Source organism: Streptomyces albidochromogenes (genome assembly GCF_005981925.1).
Taxonomy (GTDB): Bacteria; Actinomycetota; Actinomycetes; order Streptomycetales; family Streptomycetaceae; genus Streptomyces; species Streptomyces albidochromogenes.
The window spans coordinates 12,899-34,905 of sequence record NZ_VBVX01000034.1 but is presented as its reverse complement, the minus strand read 5'-3'; the positions used below and the strand labels follow the sequence as shown (position 1 = coordinate 34,905).

At 68.9% G+C, this 22,007-nt stretch carries 21 protein-coding genes and 6 pseudogenes; 18 read left to right on the top strand and 9 right to left on the bottom strand.

All coding sequences use genetic code 11. The features are described from left to right. Positions 1 to 867, bottom strand: an 867-nt coding sequence (locus tag E2E34_RS07385; protein WP_138901112.1) for a DUF4246 family protein, incomplete at its 3' end; no start/stop codon positions are given. A gap of 118 nt (positions 868 to 985) precedes the next feature. Between E2E34_RS07385 and E2E34_RS36280 the strand changes: the two are divergent. From E2E34_RS36280 to E2E34_RS07360, 5 genes and pseudogenes are all read left to right on the top strand, one after another. Continuing rightward, positions 986 to 1,360 (top strand): annotated as a pseudogene (locus E2E34_RS36280) (UvrD-helicase domain-containing protein); the annotation flags it as partial. A gap of 309 nt (positions 1,361 to 1,669) precedes the next feature. Next, entirely contained in the window at positions 1,670 to 2,485 is an 816-nt protein-coding gene (locus E2E34_RS07375; protein ID WP_138901111.1) for a sulfite exporter TauE/SafE family protein, read from the top strand. 307 nt (positions 2,486 to 2,792) lie between these two features. Next, positions 2,793 to 3,347, top strand: coding sequence for a hypothetical protein (locus tag E2E34_RS07370; protein WP_138901110.1), 555 nt, complete (start codon positions 2,793 to 2,795; stop codon positions 3,345 to 3,347). Positions 3,348 to 3,573: 226 nt separating this feature from the next. Further along, positions 3,574 to 3,807, top strand: a complete 234-nt coding sequence (locus tag E2E34_RS07365) for a hypothetical protein (RefSeq protein ID WP_138901109.1) — start codon at positions 3,574 to 3,576, stop codon at positions 3,805 to 3,807. A gap of 300 nt (positions 3,808 to 4,107) precedes the next feature. After that, positions 4,108 to 4,374, top strand: a pseudogene (locus E2E34_RS07360) (Tn3 family transposase); the annotation flags it as partial. A 327-nt stretch (positions 4,375 to 4,701) separates the two neighbouring features. Here E2E34_RS07360 and E2E34_RS07355 read toward each other — a convergent pair. Continuing rightward, positions 4,702 to 5,649, bottom strand: a complete 948-nt coding sequence (locus E2E34_RS07355) for a LysR family transcriptional regulator (protein ID WP_138901108.1) — start codon at positions 5,647 to 5,649, stop codon at positions 4,702 to 4,704. 95 nt (positions 5,650 to 5,744) lie between these two features. On the opposite strand from E2E34_RS07355, the gene lpdA reads away from it, so the two are divergent. From lpdA to E2E34_RS07340, 3 genes are all read left to right on the top strand, one after another. Then, on the top strand, positions 5,745 to 7,154 hold the full coding sequence (lpdA, locus tag E2E34_RS07350) for a dihydrolipoyl dehydrogenase (RefSeq protein WP_138901107.1): 1,410 nt from the start codon (positions 5,745 to 5,747) through the stop codon (positions 7,152 to 7,154). A gap of 102 nt (positions 7,155 to 7,256) precedes the next feature. Further along, complete coding sequence (locus E2E34_RS35890; protein WP_138901106.1) at positions 7,257 to 7,772, top strand: helix-turn-helix transcriptional regulator; 516 nt, start codon at positions 7,257 to 7,259, stop codon at positions 7,770 to 7,772. A gap of 336 nt (positions 7,773 to 8,108) precedes the next feature. Beyond that, the gene (locus E2E34_RS07340) at positions 8,109 to 8,498 is read left to right on the top strand and encodes a hypothetical protein (protein WP_244315555.1); all 390 of its coding nucleotides are present in this window, start codon (positions 8,109 to 8,111) and stop codon (positions 8,496 to 8,498) included. 106 nt (positions 8,499 to 8,604) lie between these two features. Here E2E34_RS07340 and E2E34_RS07335 read toward each other — a convergent pair. Together E2E34_RS07335 and E2E34_RS07330 are read right to left on the bottom strand one after the other, a co-directional pair. Then, a pseudogene (locus E2E34_RS07335) lies at positions 8,605 to 8,951 on the bottom strand (helix-turn-helix domain-containing protein); the annotation flags it as partial. A gap of 227 nt (positions 8,952 to 9,178) precedes the next feature. Then, positions 9,179 to 9,757 (bottom strand): TetR/AcrR family transcriptional regulator, encoded by a 579-nt coding sequence (locus E2E34_RS07330; RefSeq protein ID WP_138901105.1) that lies wholly within the window; start codon positions 9,755 to 9,757, stop codon positions 9,179 to 9,181. A 91-nt stretch (positions 9,758 to 9,848) separates the two neighbouring features. On the opposite strand from E2E34_RS07330, the gene E2E34_RS07325 reads away from it, so the two are divergent. Beyond that, positions 9,849 to 10,295, top strand: coding sequence for an anthrone oxygenase family protein (locus tag E2E34_RS07325; protein WP_138901104.1), 447 nt, complete (start codon positions 9,849 to 9,851; stop codon positions 10,293 to 10,295). 1,240 nt (positions 10,296 to 11,535) lie between these two features. Here the strand turns inward: E2E34_RS07325 and E2E34_RS07315 are convergent. Both E2E34_RS07315 and E2E34_RS07310 read right to left on the bottom strand, forming a co-directional pair. After that, complete coding sequence (locus E2E34_RS07315) at positions 11,536 to 12,654, bottom strand: fatty acid desaturase family protein (RefSeq protein WP_138901102.1); 1,119 nt, start codon at positions 12,652 to 12,654, stop codon at positions 11,536 to 11,538. 7 nt (positions 12,655 to 12,661) lie between these two features. Next, positions 12,662 to 13,717, bottom strand: coding sequence for a ferredoxin reductase (locus E2E34_RS07310; RefSeq protein WP_138901101.1), 1,056 nt, complete (start codon positions 13,715 to 13,717; stop codon positions 12,662 to 12,664). 87 nt (positions 13,718 to 13,804) lie between these two features. Between E2E34_RS07310 and E2E34_RS07305 the strand changes: the two genes are divergently transcribed. From E2E34_RS07305 to E2E34_RS07295, 4 genes and pseudogenes are all read left to right on the top strand, one after another. Continuing rightward, on the top strand, positions 13,805 to 14,944 hold the full coding sequence (locus tag E2E34_RS07305) for a PucR family transcriptional regulator (RefSeq protein ID WP_138901100.1): 1,140 nt from the start codon (positions 13,805 to 13,807) through the stop codon (positions 14,942 to 14,944). A gap of 24 nt (positions 14,945 to 14,968) precedes the next feature. After that, positions 14,969 to 15,079 (top strand): annotated as a pseudogene (locus E2E34_RS37615) (membrane protein YczE); the annotation flags it as partial. A 434-nt stretch (positions 15,080 to 15,513) separates the two neighbouring features. After that, a pseudogene (locus tag E2E34_RS35330) lies at positions 15,514 to 15,777 on the top strand (IS5/IS1182 family transposase); the annotation flags it as partial. A gap of 97 nt (positions 15,778 to 15,874) precedes the next feature. Next, positions 15,875 to 16,144 (top strand): hypothetical protein, encoded by a 270-nt coding sequence (locus E2E34_RS07295; protein WP_138901098.1) that lies wholly within the window; start codon positions 15,875 to 15,877, stop codon positions 16,142 to 16,144. Between the two features lie 30 nt (positions 16,145 to 16,174). On the opposite strand, the gene E2E34_RS07290 is transcribed toward E2E34_RS07295, so the two are convergent. Continuing rightward, on the bottom strand, positions 16,175 to 16,864 hold the full coding sequence (locus tag E2E34_RS07290) for a cysteine hydrolase family protein (RefSeq protein WP_138901097.1): 690 nt from the start codon (positions 16,862 to 16,864) through the stop codon (positions 16,175 to 16,177). Between the two features lie 55 nt (positions 16,865 to 16,919). Between E2E34_RS07290 and E2E34_RS07285 the strand changes: the two genes are divergently transcribed. After that, entirely contained in the window at positions 16,920 to 17,432 is a 513-nt protein-coding gene (locus tag E2E34_RS07285; RefSeq protein WP_167518240.1) for a PadR family transcriptional regulator, read from the top strand. 114 nt (positions 17,433 to 17,546) lie between these two features. Further along, a pseudogene (locus E2E34_RS37115) lies at positions 17,547 to 17,717 on the top strand (helix-turn-helix domain-containing protein); the annotation flags it as partial. A gap of 42 nt (positions 17,718 to 17,759) precedes the next feature. Here the strand turns inward: E2E34_RS37115 and E2E34_RS07275 are convergent. Next, a complete protein-coding gene (locus E2E34_RS07275; protein ID WP_138901095.1) occupies positions 17,760 to 18,383 on the bottom strand; it encodes a DJ-1/PfpI family protein in 624 nt (207 codons plus the stop codon). 87 nt (positions 18,384 to 18,470) lie between these two features. On the opposite strand from E2E34_RS07275, the gene E2E34_RS07270 reads away from it, so the two are divergent. Continuing rightward, positions 18,471 to 19,808 (top strand): aminotransferase-like domain-containing protein, encoded by a 1,338-nt coding sequence (locus tag E2E34_RS07270; protein ID WP_138901094.1) that lies wholly within the window; start codon positions 18,471 to 18,473, stop codon positions 19,806 to 19,808. Between the two features lie 246 nt (positions 19,809 to 20,054). Here the strand turns inward: E2E34_RS07270 and E2E34_RS07265 are convergent, their stop codons facing one another. Continuing rightward, positions 20,055 to 20,444, bottom strand: coding sequence for a winged helix-turn-helix transcriptional regulator (locus E2E34_RS07265; RefSeq protein ID WP_138901093.1), 390 nt, complete (start codon positions 20,442 to 20,444; stop codon positions 20,055 to 20,057). Between the two features lie 59 nt (positions 20,445 to 20,503). On the opposite strand from E2E34_RS07265, the gene E2E34_RS07260 reads away from it, so the two are divergent. Both E2E34_RS07260 and E2E34_RS07255 read left to right on the top strand, forming a co-directional pair. Beyond that, entirely contained in the window at positions 20,504 to 21,109 is a 606-nt protein-coding gene (locus tag E2E34_RS07260; RefSeq protein ID WP_138901092.1) for an NAD(P)-dependent oxidoreductase, read from the top strand. Further along, on the top strand, positions 21,106 to 21,540 hold the full coding sequence (locus E2E34_RS07255; RefSeq protein ID WP_138901091.1) for a nitroreductase family deazaflavin-dependent oxidoreductase: 435 nt from the start codon (positions 21,106 to 21,108) through the stop codon (positions 21,538 to 21,540). The genes E2E34_RS07260 and E2E34_RS07255 overlap by 4 nt, the downstream gene beginning before the upstream one ends. The last annotated feature ends 467 nt before the right edge of the window (positions 21,541 to 22,007 follow it).

Sequence of the window (22,007 nt, the reverse complement as noted above, 5' to 3'; positions counted from 1 at the left end):
GTCCGGGACGATCGGGTGGCGGTTCTCGAACCACTCCTCGTACGCCTCGTCCCAGGCGGCGCGGGCCTCCAAGTAGGCGTCGTTGTCGGGGTAGGACGACTTGTGCGGGTACTCCGGCTCGGAGTCGTACCAGCTGTAGGGGTCGGCCTCGATCCGCAGGGGCCGCGGGTGCCGCAGATCGGTGAGCACGTTCTCGAACAGCGGGCGCAGGCGCGCGAACAGGTCCGGCAGGACGGACTCCAGTGCGCGGTGCTCTTCGGGGTGGACGTTGTTGACGTACGAGCGGAAGGCGACGGCTCCGTCGGCGCTGACGTCGACGTCCGTGGGCAGCCACTGGAACCGCTCAGAGAACTCGTACTTCGCGTAGTGCTTCGTCGGGTTCTGCCACGCCTGCTCGGGACCTCCGCTCGCCTCCCTCACCAGACAGAACAGGGAGGGATGGACGAGGTCCAGCACCTGGCCGTCGCAGCCTGGGTGCCAGTCCCGCTCCGTTTCCGGGACCTCTTCCAGGACCCGGACCGCCTCGCGCAGCCGGGTCCTGAGCTCCTCGTCGACGAGGATGTCAGACTGCCAGACACCGTCGACCGCGGAGACTTCGACGCCGGTGCGCGCGTCCCGCAAGGCGGCGTAGTGCTCCAGCTCGGCGAGGACGTAGCGCACCTGAGCCTCGGTCATGCCCTGCGCCATCGCCTCCTGCGTCCACCGGGCGGTGACGTCGGCGTCGTTCATCTTGTCGAACCACGCGGGCTTGGCGCGCAGGTGCGAACTGCACTGCATCATCTGCAGCTCCCGCAACGTCCGGGGCGTCGTGAACGCCGGGGAACGGGTGCTCTGGAAGGGAAGCGGAAAGGCGGACAGGCCGGTCACTACTGATGATCCTCACGGTCGGTGTGCGGTGCCGGGAAGGATAGCCCGGGGCGCTGACACCCCCGCGGCGGCCCCGGGGCCTCCCCTCACGGCGCGGGGCTGAGGGTGGCCACGGGCGATCCGGGGCCTGGAGGGCGAGGACCTCCACGCCGAAGTCAGCAGGGCTGTACTGCCGTTCGCCCGCAACGCCTGGCCCGGACTCCAGCACCCGGAGTGGGAAGCGTCCAGCTTCGACCACGACCACTACCTGAAGATGTGGGCCCTGTCCGAACCGGAGATCGAGCCGACTTCCTCTTGCTCGACGAGGCACAGGACACCAACCCGGTCCTCGGACGGATCATCGCCGCCTAACGCGCCCACGCCCAGTTGGTCATGGTCGGCGACTCCGCCGAGGCCATCTACGGATGGCGCGGCGCCCGCGACATCATGACCGGCTTCGACGGGCGCCCTGTCCCTGTCACAGTCCTGCCGCTTCGGCCCCCGCCTCGCTGCTTAAGCCAACCGGTGGCTGACGATCGGCAACGCCCACCCCCGCTACCGCGGCCAGGGATACGTCGACTTGGGCACGCACGTCGCGGTCGACCGTGTGCGGCAGCGGGTCTGGAGCCCAAGGGTCGGCCGCGGTGGTTTCGCGGAACCAGGAGTCGATGGCCGCGGGGTCGAGCAGAGCGTCGCCTCGGTGTTGCCGGCGCATCCCGGTGACAGAGCGGCGCAAGACCCGATGGCGGGGTCGGGGTGGCTTGCCCCGAAGGTCGGAGCGCGCCGTAGCAGCAGAGGCAGGCCACCAGCGAGGATGGCCGTCATGACCACGGACCAGACCCTCCGTCCCCTGCGGCCGACGCACTCAGCACCTGCGGTGTTCGGTGCGGGAGCGGCCATCGGCGTTCTGGGCGGGATGATCGGGCTGGGCGGTGCCGAATTCCGCCTGCCACTGCTGATCAGCCTCTTTGGATTCACCGCGCTCTCGGCCATCATCCTGAACAAGGCGATGAGCCTGGTCGTGGTCCTGGTCGCGCTGCCCGCCCGGCTAACCGCAGTCCCGGCCGCCGAGGTCGCCGCCCGCTGGCCCGTCGCGATCAACCTGCTGGCCGGCAGCCTCCTCGGCGCCTGGGCCGGCGCGTCCTGGGCGGTCCGCATGCGCAGCACCACCCTCTACAAGGTGCTGGCGGCCCTGATGGTCCTTATGGCTGCCGCGCTCGTGGTCACCCACACCACCACCCTGAATACCCTCGCGCTGCCGCTTTGGGCCCAGATCCCCGCCGGAGTCGCAGCCGGGTTCGGCATCGGTGTGGTTGCCGCGATCATGGGCGTGGCCGGCGGCGAGCTGCTGATCCCGACGATCGTGCTGCTGTTCGGCGAGGCCATCAAGACCGCCGGAAGTCTCTCCCTGCTGGTATCCCTGCCGACCATGCTGGTCGCGCTCGCCCGCTACAGCCGCGACGGCAGCTTCGCCGTCCTCAGCGCCAACCTCCGCTTTACGGCGGTCATGGCCGCCGGCTCCATCACTGGGGCAGTACTGGGCGGAGTGCTTCTCGGCGTGTTCCCGGACCTGGTGCTCATCCCCGCGCTGGCCGTAATCCTGTTCGTCTCAGCAGTCAAGCTCGCCCGTCACACCTGAGCAGCCGGGTGCCTCCCGATTCTCAGGTTCTCGCTTACGTGGAGCAAGCACGCTGAGCGACGGCTGACGCTCGCCTCGGCCTCCGGGAGGTTGCATTAACTGGAGATGTTCGGTGCGCGGAATGGGCGAGACAAGCGAGACGTGGGTCCTGGAAGTCTGGAGGTAGTGAAGCGGCCGGGGCGGAGTAAGGTCTTTGCCGGGTCGACCGGGGCCCGGCGGTTCCCATGCGGGTGGACACGGGTGGTGGACACTCCCGGTGGGGACGCTCCCCTTATCACGTTGGACCACACCGCATCGAGGATCGGCCATGACTCCGCATTCCCTGGCGTTCTACGTGGACTTCGTCACCACCGGCACCTTGCTCGGCGTGGGCCCCGCGGATTCTCCCGGCCACGTCACCAAGGCCCTTGGGTCGGACTTCGCCGAGAACACCTTCGGCGACCGCAGCATGTGCCGTGACTACGGCCTCGCCGAGTTCTACTGGGACCGCGCTTCCGCCGACCATCCCTGGTCGGGCCACCACTGCACCCTGCAGGTGCACCGGCTCGCGTACCGGGACCGCACCCTCGTCAACGACGCGCTTCGTGCCCGGTACGGGCGGTTCACTCCCAGGCTTCGGTTCGAAAAGCTCCAACGCCTATTGGTGCGGCGCGGCGTCACCCTGTTGGAGATCCCGGAAGTCCCGGTGAATGCCCCGCATTTCCGTACTTTCTGGCAGCCCGATTCCCATGTGGCCGTCTCCGTCATAGGCACCTACGGCGAGTACAGCACGCCGGACAATCTGCGGGTCGGCGACGTTTACAGCATCCAGGCCCCGATGGCCGCCGGGGAAGTGGAGTGGCGGCGAGCGCGGGTCGGGTAGCACCGAGGCCGGGCGGGGGGCTTGCCAATTTCGCGCAACTTCCTGGACCCCTGTCCAATGGCACAGCTTGAGTCACGACAGCAGGACTCGCTTTCGGTGAAGTTCGAAGCCGGCCCGGCCGAACACCTGGCGCTTCAGCATCTTGATCCGATTGACGTGTCCTTCGACGGCGCCGGAGCTCCAGGGCAGCGTGAGGCCGGCAATCACCGCGTCGCGGTCACGGTCGATGCCCGCACCGAAGGTGTGGAGGCTGGGGGAGGTCGTCTCGCCGGACGGCGTCGAGCCACTGCGGCAGTCGTTCGCCTTGGCGCTCGGTGAGCATCTGGCCGAAGGAGCGGACGTGGCCGGTGACAGCATCGAGTGCGGGGGAGTGGGCCAGAACGGCTTTGATTCGAAGGTGCTCCGTCTCGGGGAGGGACTCCGGACGGCGCACGATCCATCCGGCGACGGCGCGGGGTGACGGTGGGCGAGCTGTGACGGGGCTCGGTGACAGGTGCTTCTCCCGGAAGTAGGCGCGGACCCGCTGGTAGCTGCCCTGGATGGTGGGGTGGGTCCCTGGCGGAGAACTGGGCCCAATGGGCCGGGATAATGTGGAGTTTGAGGGCGTTCGTGCCGCTCTCAGGTCGGCGCTGCTGGCAGTCCGGATTGCAAGCCAGTCATGCGGTGCAGGTGGACCGTGAGAGTGGTGAGGTGCGGGTCAGGCTCCTAGTGTGACCGCCCGGACGACACGCCGCCCGGCTGGCCGGCCCCCGGTGCCTCGCTGACTCGGCCGATCCGCTGGGAGCTGATCGAGCAGCAGTACGACCAGATGGTCAAGTACGCCACCGTGCTCCGCCTCGCGACGGCGGAGGCCGATCAGGTGCTGCGGCGCTTCACCCGCGGCGGCCCTAAGCACCCCACCTGCCAGGCCCTCGAAGAACTCGGCCGCGCCGTGCGCATCATCTTCGCCCGCGACTACCTGGCGAGCCCCGGCCTGCGCCGAGAGATCCACGGTGGGCTCCAGGTCGTCGAGTACTGGAACTCGGCAACACCGTGCTGCACTACGGCAGCACAGTACCCTCCACATTGCGGGGGCGGCGCCGATCGCACCGGCGGTGCCGGATGTCGATAGGGGTGAGCTGCAGGACTGCCGTGGCGATCGCCTGCAAATGCACTGCCCGAGTCGGGTTCCTGGAACCAGGTCACCGCATCGAGGTGGCACGTTGCCGGATGCGCCCGGTACGGTCCGCAGCCTCCGGGGGCGTGCAGCAAGGATTTTCAGCTCCGTTGCGGCCAACGCCGCGCCGAGTCCAAGCTCGGCGGCTGGCTCTGGAAGGCTGACCAGGGCCAGTGCGTCGGCTTTCTGTGCTCCGCGTCACGTTGCCGCAGTGCGGCCCTCGCACATCTCATATGCCTCTTCCAGATGCTTCCCGGGCTTCCTGTACGGCCACGCTTCACAGAGCAGGCCCGCGAACGCCGACGCCGCGCCCGTGAGCTCCACGCGGGAGAAGACGGTCAGGGCGCGCCGCCACGGCGGATCGACCGGGAGTACCACGCAGTCCTCGCCCACCGCACCGCGCACGACGTGCGATGGCGCCGTGGCGACGCCGACGCCGGCCGCCGCCATGCGCACCGCCGTGGAGGTGTGCTCGGTTCGTACCGCTGTGCGCGGTACGAACCCTTCCCTGGCACACGCCCAGTCGAGAAACCGCTGCCCGTCGATCACCGCCTCCATCGCGCACCGCACCCAGGTGCGGTCGGCCAGCTCCGCCAGGTGCACCGAACCACGCCCCGCGAGAGGGTCGTCGAAGGCTGCGACCAGCACGATCTCCTCCTCGCCCACCGGCACGACCGGGCCCTGCCACGAGCGCGCCGGGGCCGGCCCGACCGCCAGGTCGGCCACCCCCCGCTCCAGTTGCTCCTCCAGCGCCTCGGTCGTCGCGTACTCGTGCAGCACGAGGGCCACGCCCGGGTGCGCGCGGCGCCACCGGGCGAAGACGTCGGGCAGAATGCCCACGGCCACGGAGTGCACGGTCGCAATGTGTATTTCGCCGCCCTCCGCCCCGGCGGCTGCCCTGGCGGCCCGCCGGGCCTGGCCGGCGCTGTGCACGGCGAGTTCGGCATGCGGGAGGAAGGCACGGCCCATCGCGGTCAGCCGCACGCCGCGCGGCATGCGCTCCAGCAGCGCGCCACCGACGGACTTCTCCAGTGCCTTGATCTGGTGCGAGAGGGCGGGCTGTGTGACATGCAGCAGCTCGGCCGCTCGGGTGAAGGACGCCTCCTCGACGACCGTGACGAAGTACTCCATCTGCCGCAGACTCATCCCGTTCTCTCCCCGTAAACCCATAAACGCTGTGCATCGATGTCAGAGAAACATTGCCTTGGACCTATGGCAAGGGTGACCGCATGGTTGTGCTCATGACGGACAATCATGAAATCGATGTCATCGTGATCGGTGGGGGCACTGGCGGTTACAGCACTGCCCTGCGCGCCGCGTCCCTCGGCCGGAAAGTCGTCCTGGTGGAGCGCGGCAAGGTGGGCGGTACATGCCTGCACCGGGGCTGCATCCCCAGCAAGGCGATGCTGCACGCCGCCGAACTCGTCGACGGAATAGCCGAGGCGCGAGAGCGGTGGGGCGTCAAGGCGACCCTTGAATCGGTGGACTGGCCGGCGCTCGTAGCCACCAGGGACGACATCGTGTCCCGCAACCACAAGGGCGTCGAAGGACACCTTTCGCACGCCGGCGTCCAAGTGGTGCGCGACAGTGCGCAGCTGACCGGGCCAAGGAGCGTACGAGTGGCAAGCGGCGCCGCCTTTACTGCGCGCTGCGGCATCGTCCTGGCGACGGGCTCCCGGCCTCGTACGCTGCCGGGGCTGCCCCCGGACGGGAACCGCGTCGTCACCAGCGACGACGCCCTGTTCGCGGCCGGACTGCCGGCCTCCGTCCTGGTGCTCGGCGGTGGCGCGATCGGCGTCGAGTACGCCTCGTTCCACCGATCCATGGGCGCCGAGGTCACCCTCGTCGAGGCAGCGGACCGGCTCCTACCGCTCGAAGACGTGGACGTGTCACGCCACTTGGCGCGCGGCTTGAAGAAGCGCGGCATCGACGTGCAGGTGGGCGCACGGCTGCTGGACGCGACGGTGCTCGACGGTGGAGTCCGGGCGCAGGTCCGCACCTCACGCGGTGAGACCCGCACGGTCGAGGTCGCGCGGCTGCTGGTCGCCGTAGGTCGCGCGCCCGTGACCGACGGGCTCGGTCTGGCCGCGGCCGGGCTGACTACCGACGGGCGTGGCTTTGTCGCGCCCGCCGACTGGTCCCGGCTTGAGACATCCGTGCCGGGCATATATGTGGTCGGTGACCTGCTGCCGCCGCCCTCACCCGGCCTGGCCCACGCCTCCTTCGCCGAGGGCCTGTTGGTGGCCGAGACTCTGGCGGGCCTGCCCTCGCCGCCGTTGGACTACGCGGCGGTCCCAAGGGTCACGTACTCCTCGCCGCAGACCGCGTCGGTCGGTCTGACCGAGGCCGAGGCACGGGAACGCGACCACGACGTGATGGTCAACACCATGCCCCTGACCGCAGTGGCCAAGGGCATGGTGCACGGCCAAGGCGGCATGGTGAAGGTGGTCGCCGCGCGTGGCGGGCCGGTGCTCGGTGTCCACCTCGTGGGACCGAATGTCTCCGAGATGATCGCCGAGAGTCAGCTGATCGTCGGCTGGGACGCCGACCCCTCCGACGTCGCCCGCCACATCCACGCCCACCCAACGCTCTCCGAGGCCATCGGTGAAACCTTCCTCACCCTCGCCGGGCGCGCCCTGCACCAGCAGTAGTTGCAGGGTCGCGGGGCGCGGTCAGGGCCGGAAGGACAGGCAGTCTCGGACTCGGTGGCGATGCCGCGAGCGACGAGGCGCTGTTTCGATCGGTGTTCCTCAGTGGTCGCGGCCGACGAACCGTGGCTGGTACGCACCGGCCCGCGCAAGCGCAGGCCGGTAGCCATGTGCGGCCTCGCCGCTGGGCGGTTGTCCGCTGCCCGGGAACCTTGGGACTTCTCAGCGATTCCGTACAACCCCCAGGCTCCTCCAGCGGTCTTCCGTACGCCGCAGGCTCATCCACACCACCACCTGCTCGATCTGCTGCTCATCTCGGTGCCGCCGGTGTGGTTCGACCGGCCTGAGACCGTGGCCCCGGCCTGGTACAGGGCGCACACCCATCCGGTGGCGGCGAGGCGCTGCGCCTGTTCCACGAGGACTTGGCGAACGACTGGACGCTGGCGCTGGGCCGCCGCCGAGGTCGGCGTGTCACGAACGACGCTGGCCGAGTCCTTTCGCAATGCCGTCGGTGTCCCTGCGATGACCTACCTGACCGAGTGGCGCCTGGCCCTGGCCGCCGACCTGCTGGCGCCAATCCGACGCCACACTGAACACCGTCACCCGGCCGGGCGGCGTTGATGGCGCCGGAGCCGGATCGCGCACAGCTAGTGCTGTGACCATGAACGTTCACCGGGTCTGGCCGCGATGTCTCGATCAGCTGGACGGGTGGACAACCTGGCCTGTCCGGCGATTGAGTCCTCCTCAGGTCTACCCAGCGGGCGCGCCTTCCTCCGCAGGGGGGAGACGGTCCGCCGTAGCGGTTGACGCGCGGCTGCCGTGTCCAGGACCAGCATGTACGTCATGACCACAGCGCCCGCTCCTCTCCCCGTCTCCGCGCCCGCGCCCGTCTGGGCTCGTCGCGCCGCCCACGCCATCGCTCTGTGCGCAGTTCCGTCCGGCCTGTGGCGCATTGCCATGGCATCCGGTGTCTATGTGGGCTACAGCGATCAGGTGCTGCGCGACGTCTTCGACATACCGGGCTGGGGCATCGCATACGTCGTCGGCCTCTCCGTCCTGGCCGAGCTGGCCGCTCTGTTTCCGCTGTTGCTCGTCAGCGACCGGTGGCGGCCGCTGCGCCCCCGGGCCCTGGCCGCACTGGCCTGGACCGCCTCGGGGGTCCTGGTCCTGGTGGCACTGTGGCAACTCGTGGTCGCTTTCACCGTCGAGAGTCAGACGTACATGTCGAGTGGTACGGCACAGACCGTATGGGGCTTCGTCTTCGCCCCGCTGTTCGCCATCCCGGCCCTGATGACCGCGGTGACCTGGTCGTACGCAAAGCGGCACCGGGCACGGGGACAGGCATAGCCCTACCCCGAGGACACCTTCCGCCGCTTCACGACCGGACAAGCGTGCCCGATGGCTGGGCTGCTCGTGCTGTGACCGCATGGGTTCGCCGGGCTGGTCACGCTGGGGCAGCCAGGGGGCGTCCGCCCCAGCGGATGCCCTCACGGGTGGCGGCCGACTCGACGACGAAGTGGTCCTCGTCGTCAGGACTGAGTTGGCGGGGACGGCCTCCCGCCCACCGAGGGTCCAGAGCGGCCAGGCCGATCTCGTTGAAGCGATGGATGACGTCGCGCACCATGTCTTCGTCGGCCTGCATGTATTGGCGATGACCGGTACACGGGTTCCCGCCGGCCGAGGCCAGCAGCATCATCGCGCGCCGATACCGCACCGAGCTGGTGCTGCCCCGCCGCACGATCTCCTGCAGCCGCTGCCTCTCCGATCGGTCGACCTCCGGACTTTGACCAGCTCTGCCACCACGCCTCCATGCATGGGGTCGGCCTTCATACCCATCCAACCGGTCCAGGCCCCCAGACGAGCCGAAACCCGGCGAACCTATCCGGCCACAGCACTAGGGTGATCGCTGGGCGGCCACGTCCCGGCCGTGGCTCGCGGCGTGGTGCGGCGGCTCTTGAGCGGCGGTGCCGTAGGCCGCCGGCAGCCGGGACGGAAGACCACGGCTGCCCGTACGCCCGGACGGTGCGTCAGACCAAGGTGAGCCGGTCAACCAGCAGCTCCACCCTCCGCTCGGCTTCCGCCGGCGGCAGCCGTCCCGCCCGGGTCAAGGTGGCCAGCCCGTGCAGGGCCGCCCAGAACACCTCGGTGAACAGGCCCGGGTGGACGCCGTCCCCGGCGACCTCGCCGAGGCTTTCCAGCAGGGCGGCGAAGCCGTCCTTCAGCGGCTCCGGGGTGTCGTCGACCGCGAAGGCCAGACCGCCGTCGAGCTGGAACATGGCGTCGTAGACCGCTGGGTTGCGCTCGGCGAAGTCGAGGTAGGTGCGGGCGAGAGCGGTGACCCGGGCGCGGGGGCCGTTTGCGGCGGAGGTCGCGGCCCGCAGCGCCGCGGCCATCTCGGCGGCACCCTCCAGGGCGACGGCGCCGATGATCTCGCGCTTGCCGCGGAAATGGCTGTAGAGGACGGGCTGGCTGTATTCGATGCGCTCGGCAAGCCGGCGGGTGGTGACCGCGTCCCAGCCCTGCTGCTCGGCGAGTTCGCGGGCCGTCGCCACGATGAGGCGCTCGCGTGCCGCCCGTTCGCGTTCCTTGCGTTCCTGTACCGACATGACCCGAGCCTAGCACCGCTAGACAACTGAGCAGTAGTAGTACTAGCGTTGCCTCATCAGCTAGCGACGCTAGAACGCAGGAGGGGTCATCATGCTCGACGCACTCAAGGTCGTCACCATCGTGGTCGTCGGAGTGATGGTGGGGGTGGAGTTCTCCGTCGCCTTCGTCATCAACCGGATCCTCGACGCACTCCCCGGCGACAACGGCCAGCTCGGCCGCGCCCATGGAGGCCGGATGCTCGGCGCCGTGATGCCGGTCTGGTACATCGGCTCGCTCGCCCTCGCCGCGGTCTGGGCCATCGCCGGATGGCACGACCACGGCTCCGGCCTCGTCGTGACCGCCGCCGCGCTGCTGATCCTCAGCGTGCTCATGTCGGTCCTGCTGCTCGTCCCGATCAACAACCGGAGCAAGACGTGGACCCCCGAGAACCGGCCCGAGGACTGGAAGGAGCAGGCGAATCGCTGGGACCGCTTCCACGCTGTCCGCGTCGCCGTCATCATCGCCGCCTTCGCCCTGCTGGCCGCCGCGCTCGTCTGAGCCCGCGGTCCCAGACCGCGCAGGCCGCGCGCGCTCCTCTACTACGGCGGGCGGCAGCGACGATTCCCACGGATCTACACCGCCCTCGGAACCCAGGACCCCTCTAACGGAGGGACCTTCACCAGGAGATCGGACTCGACACGGCTCGCCCGAGGTCGGGCCGGCCGCGCATGAGCGCGTTAGCGGACCGGATGCTGTCGGTGCGCGTTGCCGTGGACCTGAAAGTCGAGCTGTTCATCGACCGGACCAAGCCCTGGACGGTGAACGCCCCGTACGACGTCTTCGCGTTGGGCATCGCGGTGCCGTGCTGCCACGTCGTCTTTCCGGACCGGGAGATGGCGAACCTGCTGTCGCGGTCCGAAGCCGGTCCGCACAGCGACACCCGCATCGTCACGCGACTGGGGGACCTGCCCGGCGAGCTGGCCGATCTCGAGGCCCGGATACACGCGGCCGGCGGTGGCCCATCACGGTTCAGCAATCCGGGCGGGCCCCTGCGCAACCCCGGCCCGACCGTCGCACCCATCGCCGAGCAGGGGCGGCGTAGGGGGTGGCTCAGGCGGGCCTCGTCGGCGAAGGGTGCAGTGGTGTCGATGACGCTGATGCGCCCACCGCGGTATGCGGTGCAGTACGCCTCGGCACCGCGCCGGTGGGAGGGAGGGGGCGATGTCGAGCAACGACACTCAGCGACGAGGAAGAAGAGCGGACCGATGGGAGAAGTGCCAGAACCCCTTCCACTCTGCCCCCGGACCGAGAGAGAAGCTGTCAGCGCAAGGCCACTTGGCGAAGGCCCGCCCACCAGAGGTCGCCGTCGACAAACTGCGCCGGATCCGCTCCCGTGGACGACACTGCCGACAAGCGGCCAGGGACAGGATCGCGAGCAAGGCGGTCAGGGTGGATGCTTCCCGGTCGGGCAGCAGGTCCACCGGCTGCGGGTCCGAGAGGTGCCCGCCGCTGACCCGTGTCACAGCCCATGCCTTCCACCCAGCCCGCCCGTCGGCAAACCGAGTGCGCTCCGCACCCGGCTGCCGGCCCGACCACGGCAGGTCAGCGCATTGCAACACCTCGCCGAGGGCTGGGTGCTGAGCTTTTGGCGCACGTCCAGGCAGCGCAGCCGGACACTGAGCTGCCCCGGATCCGTGTCGTATGGTCTGATGTCGCGGCCGCCGACCGTCCGCGACGGATCTCACCGAAGCCGGCGGTGCCGCCGGTACGGCCGAGAGATGCGAACCAGTACCGGGAATCAGGCCGCGACGAGCTCCTGCTCGCGGTCCGGCGTCTTGATCTTGGGCTTCTTGTTCGGCAGCGAGAGCCGGAAGACCTTGCTCCACGCGGAGAAGACCTGCTTGGGCAGCGGCCCGGTGACGTACTCCAGCTCGTACTTGTCGAACAGCGCGCGCACCTTCACCGCGACCTCGGCGTACCGGTTGCTCGGCAGGTCCGGGAACAGGTGGTGCTCGATCTGGTGCGACAGGTTGCCGGTCATGAAGTGCATGGCCCTGCTGCCGCTGATGTTCGCCGAGCCCATCATCTGGCGCAGGTACCACTGGCCGCGCGTCTCGCCCTTGATCGACCGGCGCTCGAAGACCTGCACGCCCTCGGGGAAGTGCCCGCACATGATCACCGAGTGGGTCCAGATGTTGCGGACCAGGTTCGCGGTGAACGTGGCGGCCAGCGTCGGGAGGAACGACGGGCCAGACAGCAGCGGGTGGATCACGTAGTCCTTGAGCACCTGCTTGCGGATCTTGCGGCCCACGGCCCTGGCCCGCGCGCGGAACTCCGGGTTGTTGCGGCGGCGCTTGTTCAGGTTCTTGCCGAGCTCCAGGTCGTACGCTGCGATGCCGTACTCGAAGAAGCAGGCGTTGATGAAGTTCCACAGCGGCTGGCCGAGGTGGAACGGGTGCCACTTCTGGTCCTCGTCGACGCGCATGATGCCGTAGCCGAGGTCGTTGTCCTTGCCGATCACGTTGGTGTACGTGTGGTGCAGCTCGTTGTGCGAGTGCTTCCACTGATCGGCCGGCGAGACGTGGTCCCAGTCCCAGGTGGTGGAGTGGATCTTCGGGTCCCGCATCCAGTCCCACTGGCCGTGCAGGATGTTGTGGCCGATCTCCATGTTGTCCATGATCTTCGCCACGGACAGACCTGCGGTGCCGATCAGCCACGCGGGCGGGAAGATCGAGAACAGCAGCACGCCCCTGCTGACCAGCTCGAGCTTGCGCTGCGCCGCGATGACCTTACGGATGTAGGCGGCGTCTTTCTCGCCGCGGCCGGCGATCACCTCGTCGCGGATCGCGTCCAGCTCGCGGCCGAGCTCCTCGATCTGCTCCGCGGTCAGGTGGGCGGTGGGGTCGATGGCGGTCAAGGTGCTCCTACCGTTCGATGTCGCAGGGGCCCGCCGCGGCGGACACGCAGGTCTGGATGAGGACGCCCGGCTCGGCCTCGGTGATCTCGCCGGTGCGCAGGTCACGGACGGCGCCCGCCTTGAGCGGCGTGACGCAGCCGAAGCAGATGCCCATGCGGCACCCGGAGGGCATGAGCACGCCGGCTTCCTCGCCGATGTCCAGCAACGGCGTGGCGCCGTCCGCGTCGACGCTCTTGCCGGTGGCGCTGAAGGTGACCTCGCCGCCGTCGCCGGCGACGACGATGCCGGGGCGGAAGCGTTCGGTGTGCAGGCGCTCGTGGACGCCGTGCTCGCTCCAGTGCTCCTCTACGGCGTCGAGCAGGCCCGCGGGCCCGCAGGCCCAGGTCTCGCGCTCGGCCCAGTCGGGCACGAGTTCGTCGAGACGGGCGATGTCGAGCATGCCGTCTGTGTCGGTGTGCACCTCGGTGAGCCGCAGCTTCTCGTCCGCGACCAGGTCGTGCAGTTCGTCGCGGAAGATCACGTCTTGCGGCCGTGGCGCGCAGTGGACCATGACGACATCGTCGAACTCGGTGTCGCGCAGCATGCCCATCACGGGCGTGATGCCGCTGCCGGCCGTCAGGTAGAGAACCCTGGCGGGCTTGGCCTGCGGCAGTACGAAGTCACCGGTCGCCTGGTCGAGCTGGATCAATGTGCCCGGTTTCGCGCTGCGGACCAGGTGGTTGCTGACCTTGCCGTCCGGGATCGCCTTCACGGTGATCGTGATGCGGCCGTCCTGGCGGTTCGTCGGCGAGGTGATCGAGTAGGCACGCCACAGGCGCACCCCGTCGACGTCGACCCCGATCCGCACGTACTGACCGGCCGTGTGGCCGCGCCAGCCCCGTCCCGGCCTGATCACCAGGGTCGCGGCGTCACCCGTCTCGGGGTGCACGGCCTCGATGCGGCCCCGCAGGTCAGCGCCCGCGTGCAGCGGGCTGACCAGATCGAGGTAGTCCGACGGCAGCAGCGGCGTCGTGACCATCTCCAGCAGTTTCCACGCCCTGCTGCGGAGGGCTGTACTCGTCATGACTCCAGCTTGCTGCCCCTCAAGGCGTAAAGTCCTGACCGCAGGACGTGAATCTGGTCAGCAGAATTGTTCGCAGGGAATAGAAACGTGAGCCATGCAGTCCGGAGGGCCAGCGAACTGGCCCTGGATGAGACAACGGTCACCGCACTTCGGGCCGCGCTGAAGACCACCGCCGACGAGGTCGTCCAAGCGATCATCGACGAGGTCCCTCCCTACGCCAACGCCCTTGCGGGCCACATGGGCGCCACCATCCGCCGAGCCGTCCGCACCGCCCTGGGGCACTACCTGGACCTCGCGAGCGGGAACGCCACAGGCGGCGACGCCGGTGACGCAGCCTACGAGCTGGGCCGCGGCGAGGTGCGCGACGGCCGTTCGATGGACGCCCTGCTCAGCGCCTACCGCGTCGGAGCCCGCGTGGCCTGGCGATGCCTGGCAGCGGGTGCCGTACCCGCAGGTCTGCCCGCCGCCGAGGTCGCCAAGTTCGCCGAGCTGACCTTCGCCTACATCGACGAGCTCTCCGCCGCGAGCGCCGCGGGCCACGCCGACGAACTGGCCGCCCGGGGCAGGGCCCACGAGCGCCACCTCGAACACCTGGCCCGTGACCTTCTCGCCGGCGCGAGCCCGGACGTGCTGCTGGCCTCTGTTCAACGGGCCGGGTGGCAGCCTCCGGGTTCGCTGACCGCGGTCCTGCTGCCCGCCGCCCAGGCCCGGCCCGCCTACCGCACGCTCGACCCAAGCACCCTCGTCCTCGACGATCTGCCGGACGCCACCGGTGTGCTGCTCGTCCCCGATGCCGACCGATCACATCTCTTGCGGCAGCTGACCGACCGCACCGCAGTGGTCGGCCCGGCCCGGCCATGGACTCGTGCCTCCGCCTCGTACGCACGAGCCGTACGCGCGCGCTTGCTCTCCTCGGACATTCGCGACACCGAAGAACACCTGCCCGAGCTGGTGCTGAGCGCCGACGCGGACGCGTTCGCAGATCTGCGTGCCCGAGCCCTCGCACCGTTGCGAACCTTGCCCGTCGCGACCGCACGACGACTGGAGGAAACGTTGCGGGCGTGGCTGCTGCACCAGGGCAGGCGAGACGAAGTGGCCGCGGAGTTGTTCATCCATCCCCAGACAGTCCGGTACCGGATGTCGCAGCTGCGGGAGCTGTTTCCGGATCTCGCATCGCCGAACCGGGTCCTTGAACTGACGCTGGCGCTCGGCCTTCGGGTCAGCTGACGCGTCTTTGGACCGTCCACGACTGCGTCCGCGAGCGGTCCGGGCCCGCGGGACGGGTTGATGACCGGGGCCGTCTCGGCGACGGGGCGCTCCATGCGGCTCGTCCGGACTGTTCTGGAGGGCGCCGTCGTGCTTCCTACTCCAGGTTCGTGCCCTGTACTGCGTCCTCGGTAGGGGCAGCGGCGGCGATGGCTCGGCGGTGCCTTCTCCAGGCCGACCACTTCAGTGCGTGGGCGAGGTGTCGCGGTCGGCTCGTGGGCGGGGCAGGAGGCTGTACCGGATCTCTGCCGAGGTGAGCGGGACGGTGGTCAATCCGTTTCTGCAACCCCCCTTTGCCTTGTCGCCGGCCTGGGCGGCGAGTGCGGCCAGGCCGGCGTGGGCAAGCATGGCCGGGGGTGAGGTGCCGGTATCAGCCGATGTAGCGGCGGACCGAACACCACCTCGGCTGGTTCAATCACTGCCTGACCTGTGGTTCGCCGGGGGTTCGAGGAGGGGGAGTGGTGCGAGGGTCACGGCCGCCTCGTAGGACTGGGCGGTCTTTCGTAGCGGGTAGCGATGCCGCGCCACTGCTTCGTTCCCATCTCCGTCAGCGCGGAATCCGGGCGGTGATCCCGCAGCCTGCCGACCAGGCGGCCAACCGCAAACGTCGGGGCAGCGACGGCGGCAGACCACCGGCCTTCAACGGCAACGCCTACAAGCAGCGCAACACGGTCGAGTGCTGCATCAACAGACTCAAGCAGTGGCGTGGCCTGGCTACTCGGTATGACAAGACCGCCTTTATCTACCTGGCGGCACTCCATCTCGCGGGCATCTTCATCTGGTCTGCTCGCTGACTCGAAGCCGCCTTTGGCACAGAATGATCGCGTGCTTCCTCCTCGACTGCTGTGGCGCGACCCTCGGCCCATCCCTCGGCTCAACCCTCAAGAACCGGTGACAGAGATCGTCCGGGACCCCGGTTTCTACGAGCCGACCGACGAGGACGACTGCACGGTGTTCTCGTACTTCTGCCGGACGCATGACCGCTTCTACGAGCGCGAGGCTTGTGGGGAGGGGCCGCATCTCGTGGCTCTGCATTGTGAAGAGCACGGGCCCGAAAGCATGTGGCCGCAGCCGTTGACGCTCATGTTCCCTGAAGGCTTCGAGCCTCCGCTCAGCAAGGCGCAACTCAGCTGGCTACAAGCACAGTGGGATGCCGCCTAAGCAAGATCCGAAAGAGGGCCTAGTGCTGCATTAGGCAACGTTCGCCCTGTCCCCGTCCTCCGGTGCCGGCTTGGTTGTGATCAGTCGGTTCGCGATCTCCTCGGCGGTCAGCACGAGTGCGAAGCCCTTTCGCAGCACGGCGAGTTCTGGTTCCTGGCGGGACTCGTCGTCGGTGGCCGTGGTGTCGGATCCGAATACGACCTTGTAGCCGCGTTCATACGCCTGCCGAGCCGTTGTGCCGCAGCAGTAGTTGGTGAGGGTGCCTGTGACGATGACCGTGTCGCGGCCGAGGTTGCGCAGCATTGTGTCGAGCGGGGTGTCGTAGAACGCGCCGTAGGAGGGCTTGCGGATCAGTGCCTCGCTGGGGCGGCGGCCCATCGGAGCCCATACCTCGGCGGGGCCCGGGCGGCGCCAGTCGGTGTCGGCATGCGGGAGGAAGGGCAGGGCGTGCGGCCGGTCCAGTCCGAGATGGGTGTCGTCGAAGATGGTCCAGATCACCGGGATCGAGGCGGCTCGGCAGTCCTCGACCAGTTGCCGCAGCCGGGGAGCCATCCGGGTGGCCGCGGGCACCCAGTAGGGGCTCCACCCGGGTCGGACGAATTCGTCCTGCATGTCGATGATCAGCAGCGCCGTGCGCTCGGGCCGTATGTCGAACGATGCCCGGCCGTGGTCGTAGGCGTCGCGCGCTCGCGTGGTCACCCATTCCTCGGTGTACGTCATCCTCGCCCCTTGCATCGATTCGAGGTATCTCGTTTCGATGTGCGAGAGTAGCAGCATGCTGGAACTCGCGATCCTGGGATTCCTGGCCGAGAGGCCACTGCACGGCTACCAACTACGGCGCCAGATAGCGCACTTGTCCGGCCATGCCCGCCCGGTCAGCGACGGCAGCCTCTATCCGGCGATCAACCGCCTGGTCAAGGCCGGGCTGCTCGACCGCAGAGCCGAGCCGGGCGCCTCGGCCGTCCAGCGACACACCCTGAGCCTGACCGCCGCCGGCCGCACCGAGCTGCTGCGCCGGCTGCGGGACGCCGACGGCCTGGACATCAGCGACAGCACCCGGTACTTCACGGTCCTGGCCTTCCTCTCGCAGCTTCCCGACCTCGCCGACCAGCACGCGGTACTTCGCCGGCGGCTGGACTTCCTGGAACAGCCCGCAAGCTTCTTCCGCGATGGCGACCGCCTCCTGGGTGCCGAGGACACCGACGACCCCTACCGCCGCGGCATGCTCACCATCGCCCGCACCACCAGCCACGCGGAACGGTCGTGGCTACGGGAACTGCTGGCCTGACGCCGACATGGCGGGCCCTCACCCAGATGCTCCCTCTGCCCGCGAGGCTGTGCGGGTGGAGAACCAGTACGTGTCCGAGAGATCGATGACGATAAGGGGCGGCGCCTGCTGCGAATGATCCGCAGGGGCACCGGATCGGTGGTGACCCGGCGGCGGGCCCAGATGGTGCTGCTCTCAGCTCAGGGCATGCCCGCGACGAGGATCGCCGAGGTGACGTTCACCAACGACGACCGGGTGCGGAATGTGATCCACGACTTCGACGCCGACGGCTTCGACTCTCTTCACCGCCCACTGCCTGTGATGCGGACGCGCCTTGTGTCTGGTGGGTCAGACGAGTGCCGGTGCGGGAGCGGGGAGGTAGGGGGTGATATTGCGCCAGGCGCGCTCGATGTATTCCTCCTTCTCGCCGACCGGGGCGACGTAGTGCAGCGCGCTTTCGGCGGCGTCGTAGCCCTCAAGGCGCGCGATGATCCAGGCGGCTAGGTACTGCGAGGCCAGGCAGCCGCCAGCGGTGGCGATGTTGTCCTTGGCATAGAAGGGCTGGTTGAGCACCTCAACGCCGGCAGCGACGACCCAGGGCTTGGTGGTCAGGTCGGTACAGGCGGGGATGTCATGGAGCAGACCGAGCTTGGCCAACACGAGCGCGCCGGAGCACTGCGCCGCAATGAGTTGGCGCGAGGGGTCCAGGCCGCGCAGGACCTTCATGATGGACGGGTCTTCGACGACCTCGCGGGTGGCGATGCCACTGCCCACGATGACGGCGTCGGCGGCGCACGCTTCCGCAAGAGTGGACATCTGCTCGATGACGACTCCGTTCATCGACTTCACCTTGGCGCTGGGGGTGGCGATGGTGACGCGCCAGTCGTCGGTCTTGATGCGGTTGAGCACGCCGAGCGCGATCAGAGAGTCGAGCTCGTTGTAACCCTCGAAGGTGAGGATGGCGATGTGCACGGCGGCTGTCCTTCCGAAGAGTGGGTCTCGACGGTAAGGACCTGTGAACAGGACAGTCAAAGAATTGTCATGGATACAATTCGGTGCATGGCAGCCCCGCGGTACAAGAAGTTGGTCGACGCGCTCGCCGCGGACATCCGGTCGACGCGGCTCGCCGCAGGTACGCGGTTGCCGACACACCGCGGGCTGGCCGCCCGCGAAGGCATCGCCGTCGTGACCGCAACTCGTGTGTACGCCGAGCTGGAAGCGATGGGCCTGGTAAGCCGGGAACAGGGCCGCGGCACGTTCGTGCGCGACATCACGGTCCCCACTGGTCACGGAATCGATCAGCAGCTCGTCCCCACGAACGCGGTCGACCTCAGCTTCAACTATCCCTCGCTGCCCGGCCAAGCTGATCTCCTACGGCAGGCCCTGCGAGAGGTGGCCACCTCTGGTGACCTCGACTCGCTGCTGCGCTATCAACCACACCGAGGCCGTCCCCAGGACAGAGCCTCGATCGCACGGCACCTGAGGCGTCGAGGAATCACCACAGACCCGGATCAGATCCTCATCACCAGCGGCGCCCAGCACGGCCTGGCCATCACCGTCATGGCCGCGCTCAACGCCGGCGACGTCATCGCTGTCGACGCACTCACCTATCCGGGTTTCAAGGTCCTCGCGCATGCCTTTCATCTCGACCTGGAGCCCATACCCACAACCGCCAACGGGCCCAGCCTTGACGCCCTTGAGGAACTGTGCGCGACCCGCCCTGTGCGCGCGATCTACACCATGCCCACCTTGCACAACCCTCTGGGCTGGGTCATGCCGGCACCTGACCGCACCCGCCTGATCGAGATTGCTCGACAGCACGGTCCGCTCATCATCGAAGACGCCTCATACGCATACCTGGTCGAGAACCCTCCACCGCCTCTGGCCGCGACCGCGCCGGACATTACCGTCTACGTCTCGGGACTCTCCAAGAGCATCGCCACCGGCCTGCGGGTCGGCTTCGTCGTCGCGCCGCCGTCCACGGTGCCGTCGCTCGAACGCGCGATCCGGGCGACTACCTGGAACACTCCGGCCCTCACCACCGCGCTAGCCTGCCGCTGGCTCGAAGACGGCACGGTAGACCACTTGGAAGCACAGAAGCGAGACGACGCCAAGGCCCGCCAAACACTCGCCAGACAAGAGCTGGCAGGCCTGCCGGTCATCAGCCACCCCTCGTCCTACTTCACATGGCTGCCGCTGCCCGACGACGCACGCGCCGATCGCCTGACCGCCACCCTTGAGCGTCAGAACATCTCGGTCTCCACGGCGGAGCCGTTCAGCACCTCGACGCACACACCACAGGCGCTCCGCCTCGCTCTGGGCTCGCCCGATCTGGACCGTCTCCAGTCGACACTGCGTACAGTGCGACGAGTCGCTGTCGAGGACGCCTACTCCTGAACTCCCCGGCGGCCAGCTGATTCCTTCCCGCGCAGAGGTCTGCCTACGAAAGGTCCTAGGCGCTGGAGGCACGAGGCCCCCTGGCCGGCAGGCGACCGGTGGCTGACGAGGAAATCGTGGTTGTCAGGCTGGTAACCACCAGAAGCTCGCGTCTCTGCCAAGAGTCCGGCCACAGCCGCACATGGGTCCCCCCTGAGAGCCGATCGTAAGGGCCCTTCCGGCGCCCGTGTCCTGGCCTGATCAGACTCAGCTGCCTCCTGAAAAGCTCGCCTCCTGGGCGTCGATCAGCTCGTCCCAGTGCTCCCGCGTCCACTCGCAGGCTGCGTCGAGCGGGCCCAGCAAGCCCAGACCGAGCGGGGTCAAGGCGTACTCGACACGGCGCTCCGTTCCCTCGTACTCCTCCCGCGCGACGAAACCCTCCCGCTCCAGCCTGCGCAGGGACTGGGTCAGCGACTTGGCCGTGACGCCACGCAGCGGGATCTTGAGCTCGGAGAATCGGCGCGGGCCGTCCTGCAGGCAGCGCAGGATCAGCGTGGCCCACTTGTCGCCCACGCGAAACGGCACCAGCGGGGACGGGCAGACGGGGTCGAACATCTCGGGATCCAGAGGGGCCGGTTCGGTCTGCGGGTTCGTCATGATCCAAACCGTAGGCTGGTATCCGGTCGGAAACCAGCCCCCCGCCTACTCTCTGGCTCATGGAAGCGAAGAGCAGCAGGATCATCGTCTTTGGGGCAGGCGGCACGGTCGGCCGGGCGGCCGTGGCGGAGGCCCGGCGACGAGGACACGAGGTCACAACAACAAGGCGGGCCGACGGTGACGTGACAGACCCAGCCGTAGTGGCGCGGCTGGCGGCCGGGCACGACGCGGCGATCGTCGCCGTGTACGACCCCGGCGCGCGCCCCGGTGACTTCTTCCCCGCCGTCGCTCGCGCCCTCGCGGAGGGACTCCCGGCGGCCGGGGTGAAGCGGCTGGTGTCCGTCGGGCTGGCGTCCGTTCTGCCGACCGCGTCCGGGGAGGCGCTGATGGACACCCCTGGGTACCCGCAGGAATGGCGGGAGTTCTACCTCGGTCACGGCGCCGGCACCGAGGCTCTGCGGGCAGCCGCACCGGAGGTGCTGGACTGGGCGGTGCTGAGCCCGGCGGGGGACTTCGACCATGAGGGCGAGCCCTCGGGCGGGTACGCGCTCGCCCCCGCTGTCGCCGACAGCCGGATCACGCCCGGGGACTTCGCCCGCGCGCTGCTGGACGAAGTCGACATCCCGACCCTGCACGGAACTCACGCGGGAGTGTCCGCCGTATGACCGACACGATCCATGACAATCCGACCCCCTGGGTCGCCGACCACATCCGCCGCTTCGAGGAGACCGGAGGCCACCCCCGTCCCGGGATGGCCGACCTGCTCCTGACCACCCGGGGCCGCAGGTCCGGCCTGCTGCGCCGCACTGCGCTGGTGTACGTCCGGGACGGGGACGCGTACGTCCTGACGGCGTCCAACGCGGGCGGGGACCGCCACCCGGCCTGGTACCTGAACCTGCTGGCCACCCCGGAGGTCACCCTCCAGGTTGGCGCGGCCACCTTCCCGGCGACTGCCCGGCCGGCCACGGAGGCCGAGTCGGCCCGTTTGTGGCCGGCCGTGGTGGCCACAATGCCCTCATACGAGGCCTACCGAACCGGGACGAACCGGGAGATCCCCGTGGTCCTGGTCACCCCGCGAGATCGTGAGAAGGGTTGAAGGCCAAAGCAGACGGTCACGGCCCGCCGAAGCCCACGCCATCGCGGCTGGCGCCGTCCAGACCCTGCGCGGCGCCCCGAATCGGGCGCGGTGTGGCTCATGCCGGTGGCGTTCAAGGGCTGATCCCTCGGGGCGGCGGCCTCAACCGGTGTCGCGACTGGACGACATCCGGGCTGAGAAGGGCCTGCGCGAGCGGAACGACGAGGCCCCGAACGTTGCCTAGCCCGAAGGACTCCCGCAGCCTCAAGTGGATCGTGTTCATCGAGCCGGCCGAGCCCCAGGGCCCGCACCCTGAGCGCCGCGCAGGCCGCGATCCTGGGCGGGACCCTGAACGCGATCGCGGCCGACCCGGACGCGGCCAGGCGGCATGCCAAGCGGGACGCCGAGCGCGCCAGAATGACGTTGCCTGGGTGCAGGTCCAGATGCACCACCCGGTCACCATCTGCCGTGCTGAACCGCTTGGGCAG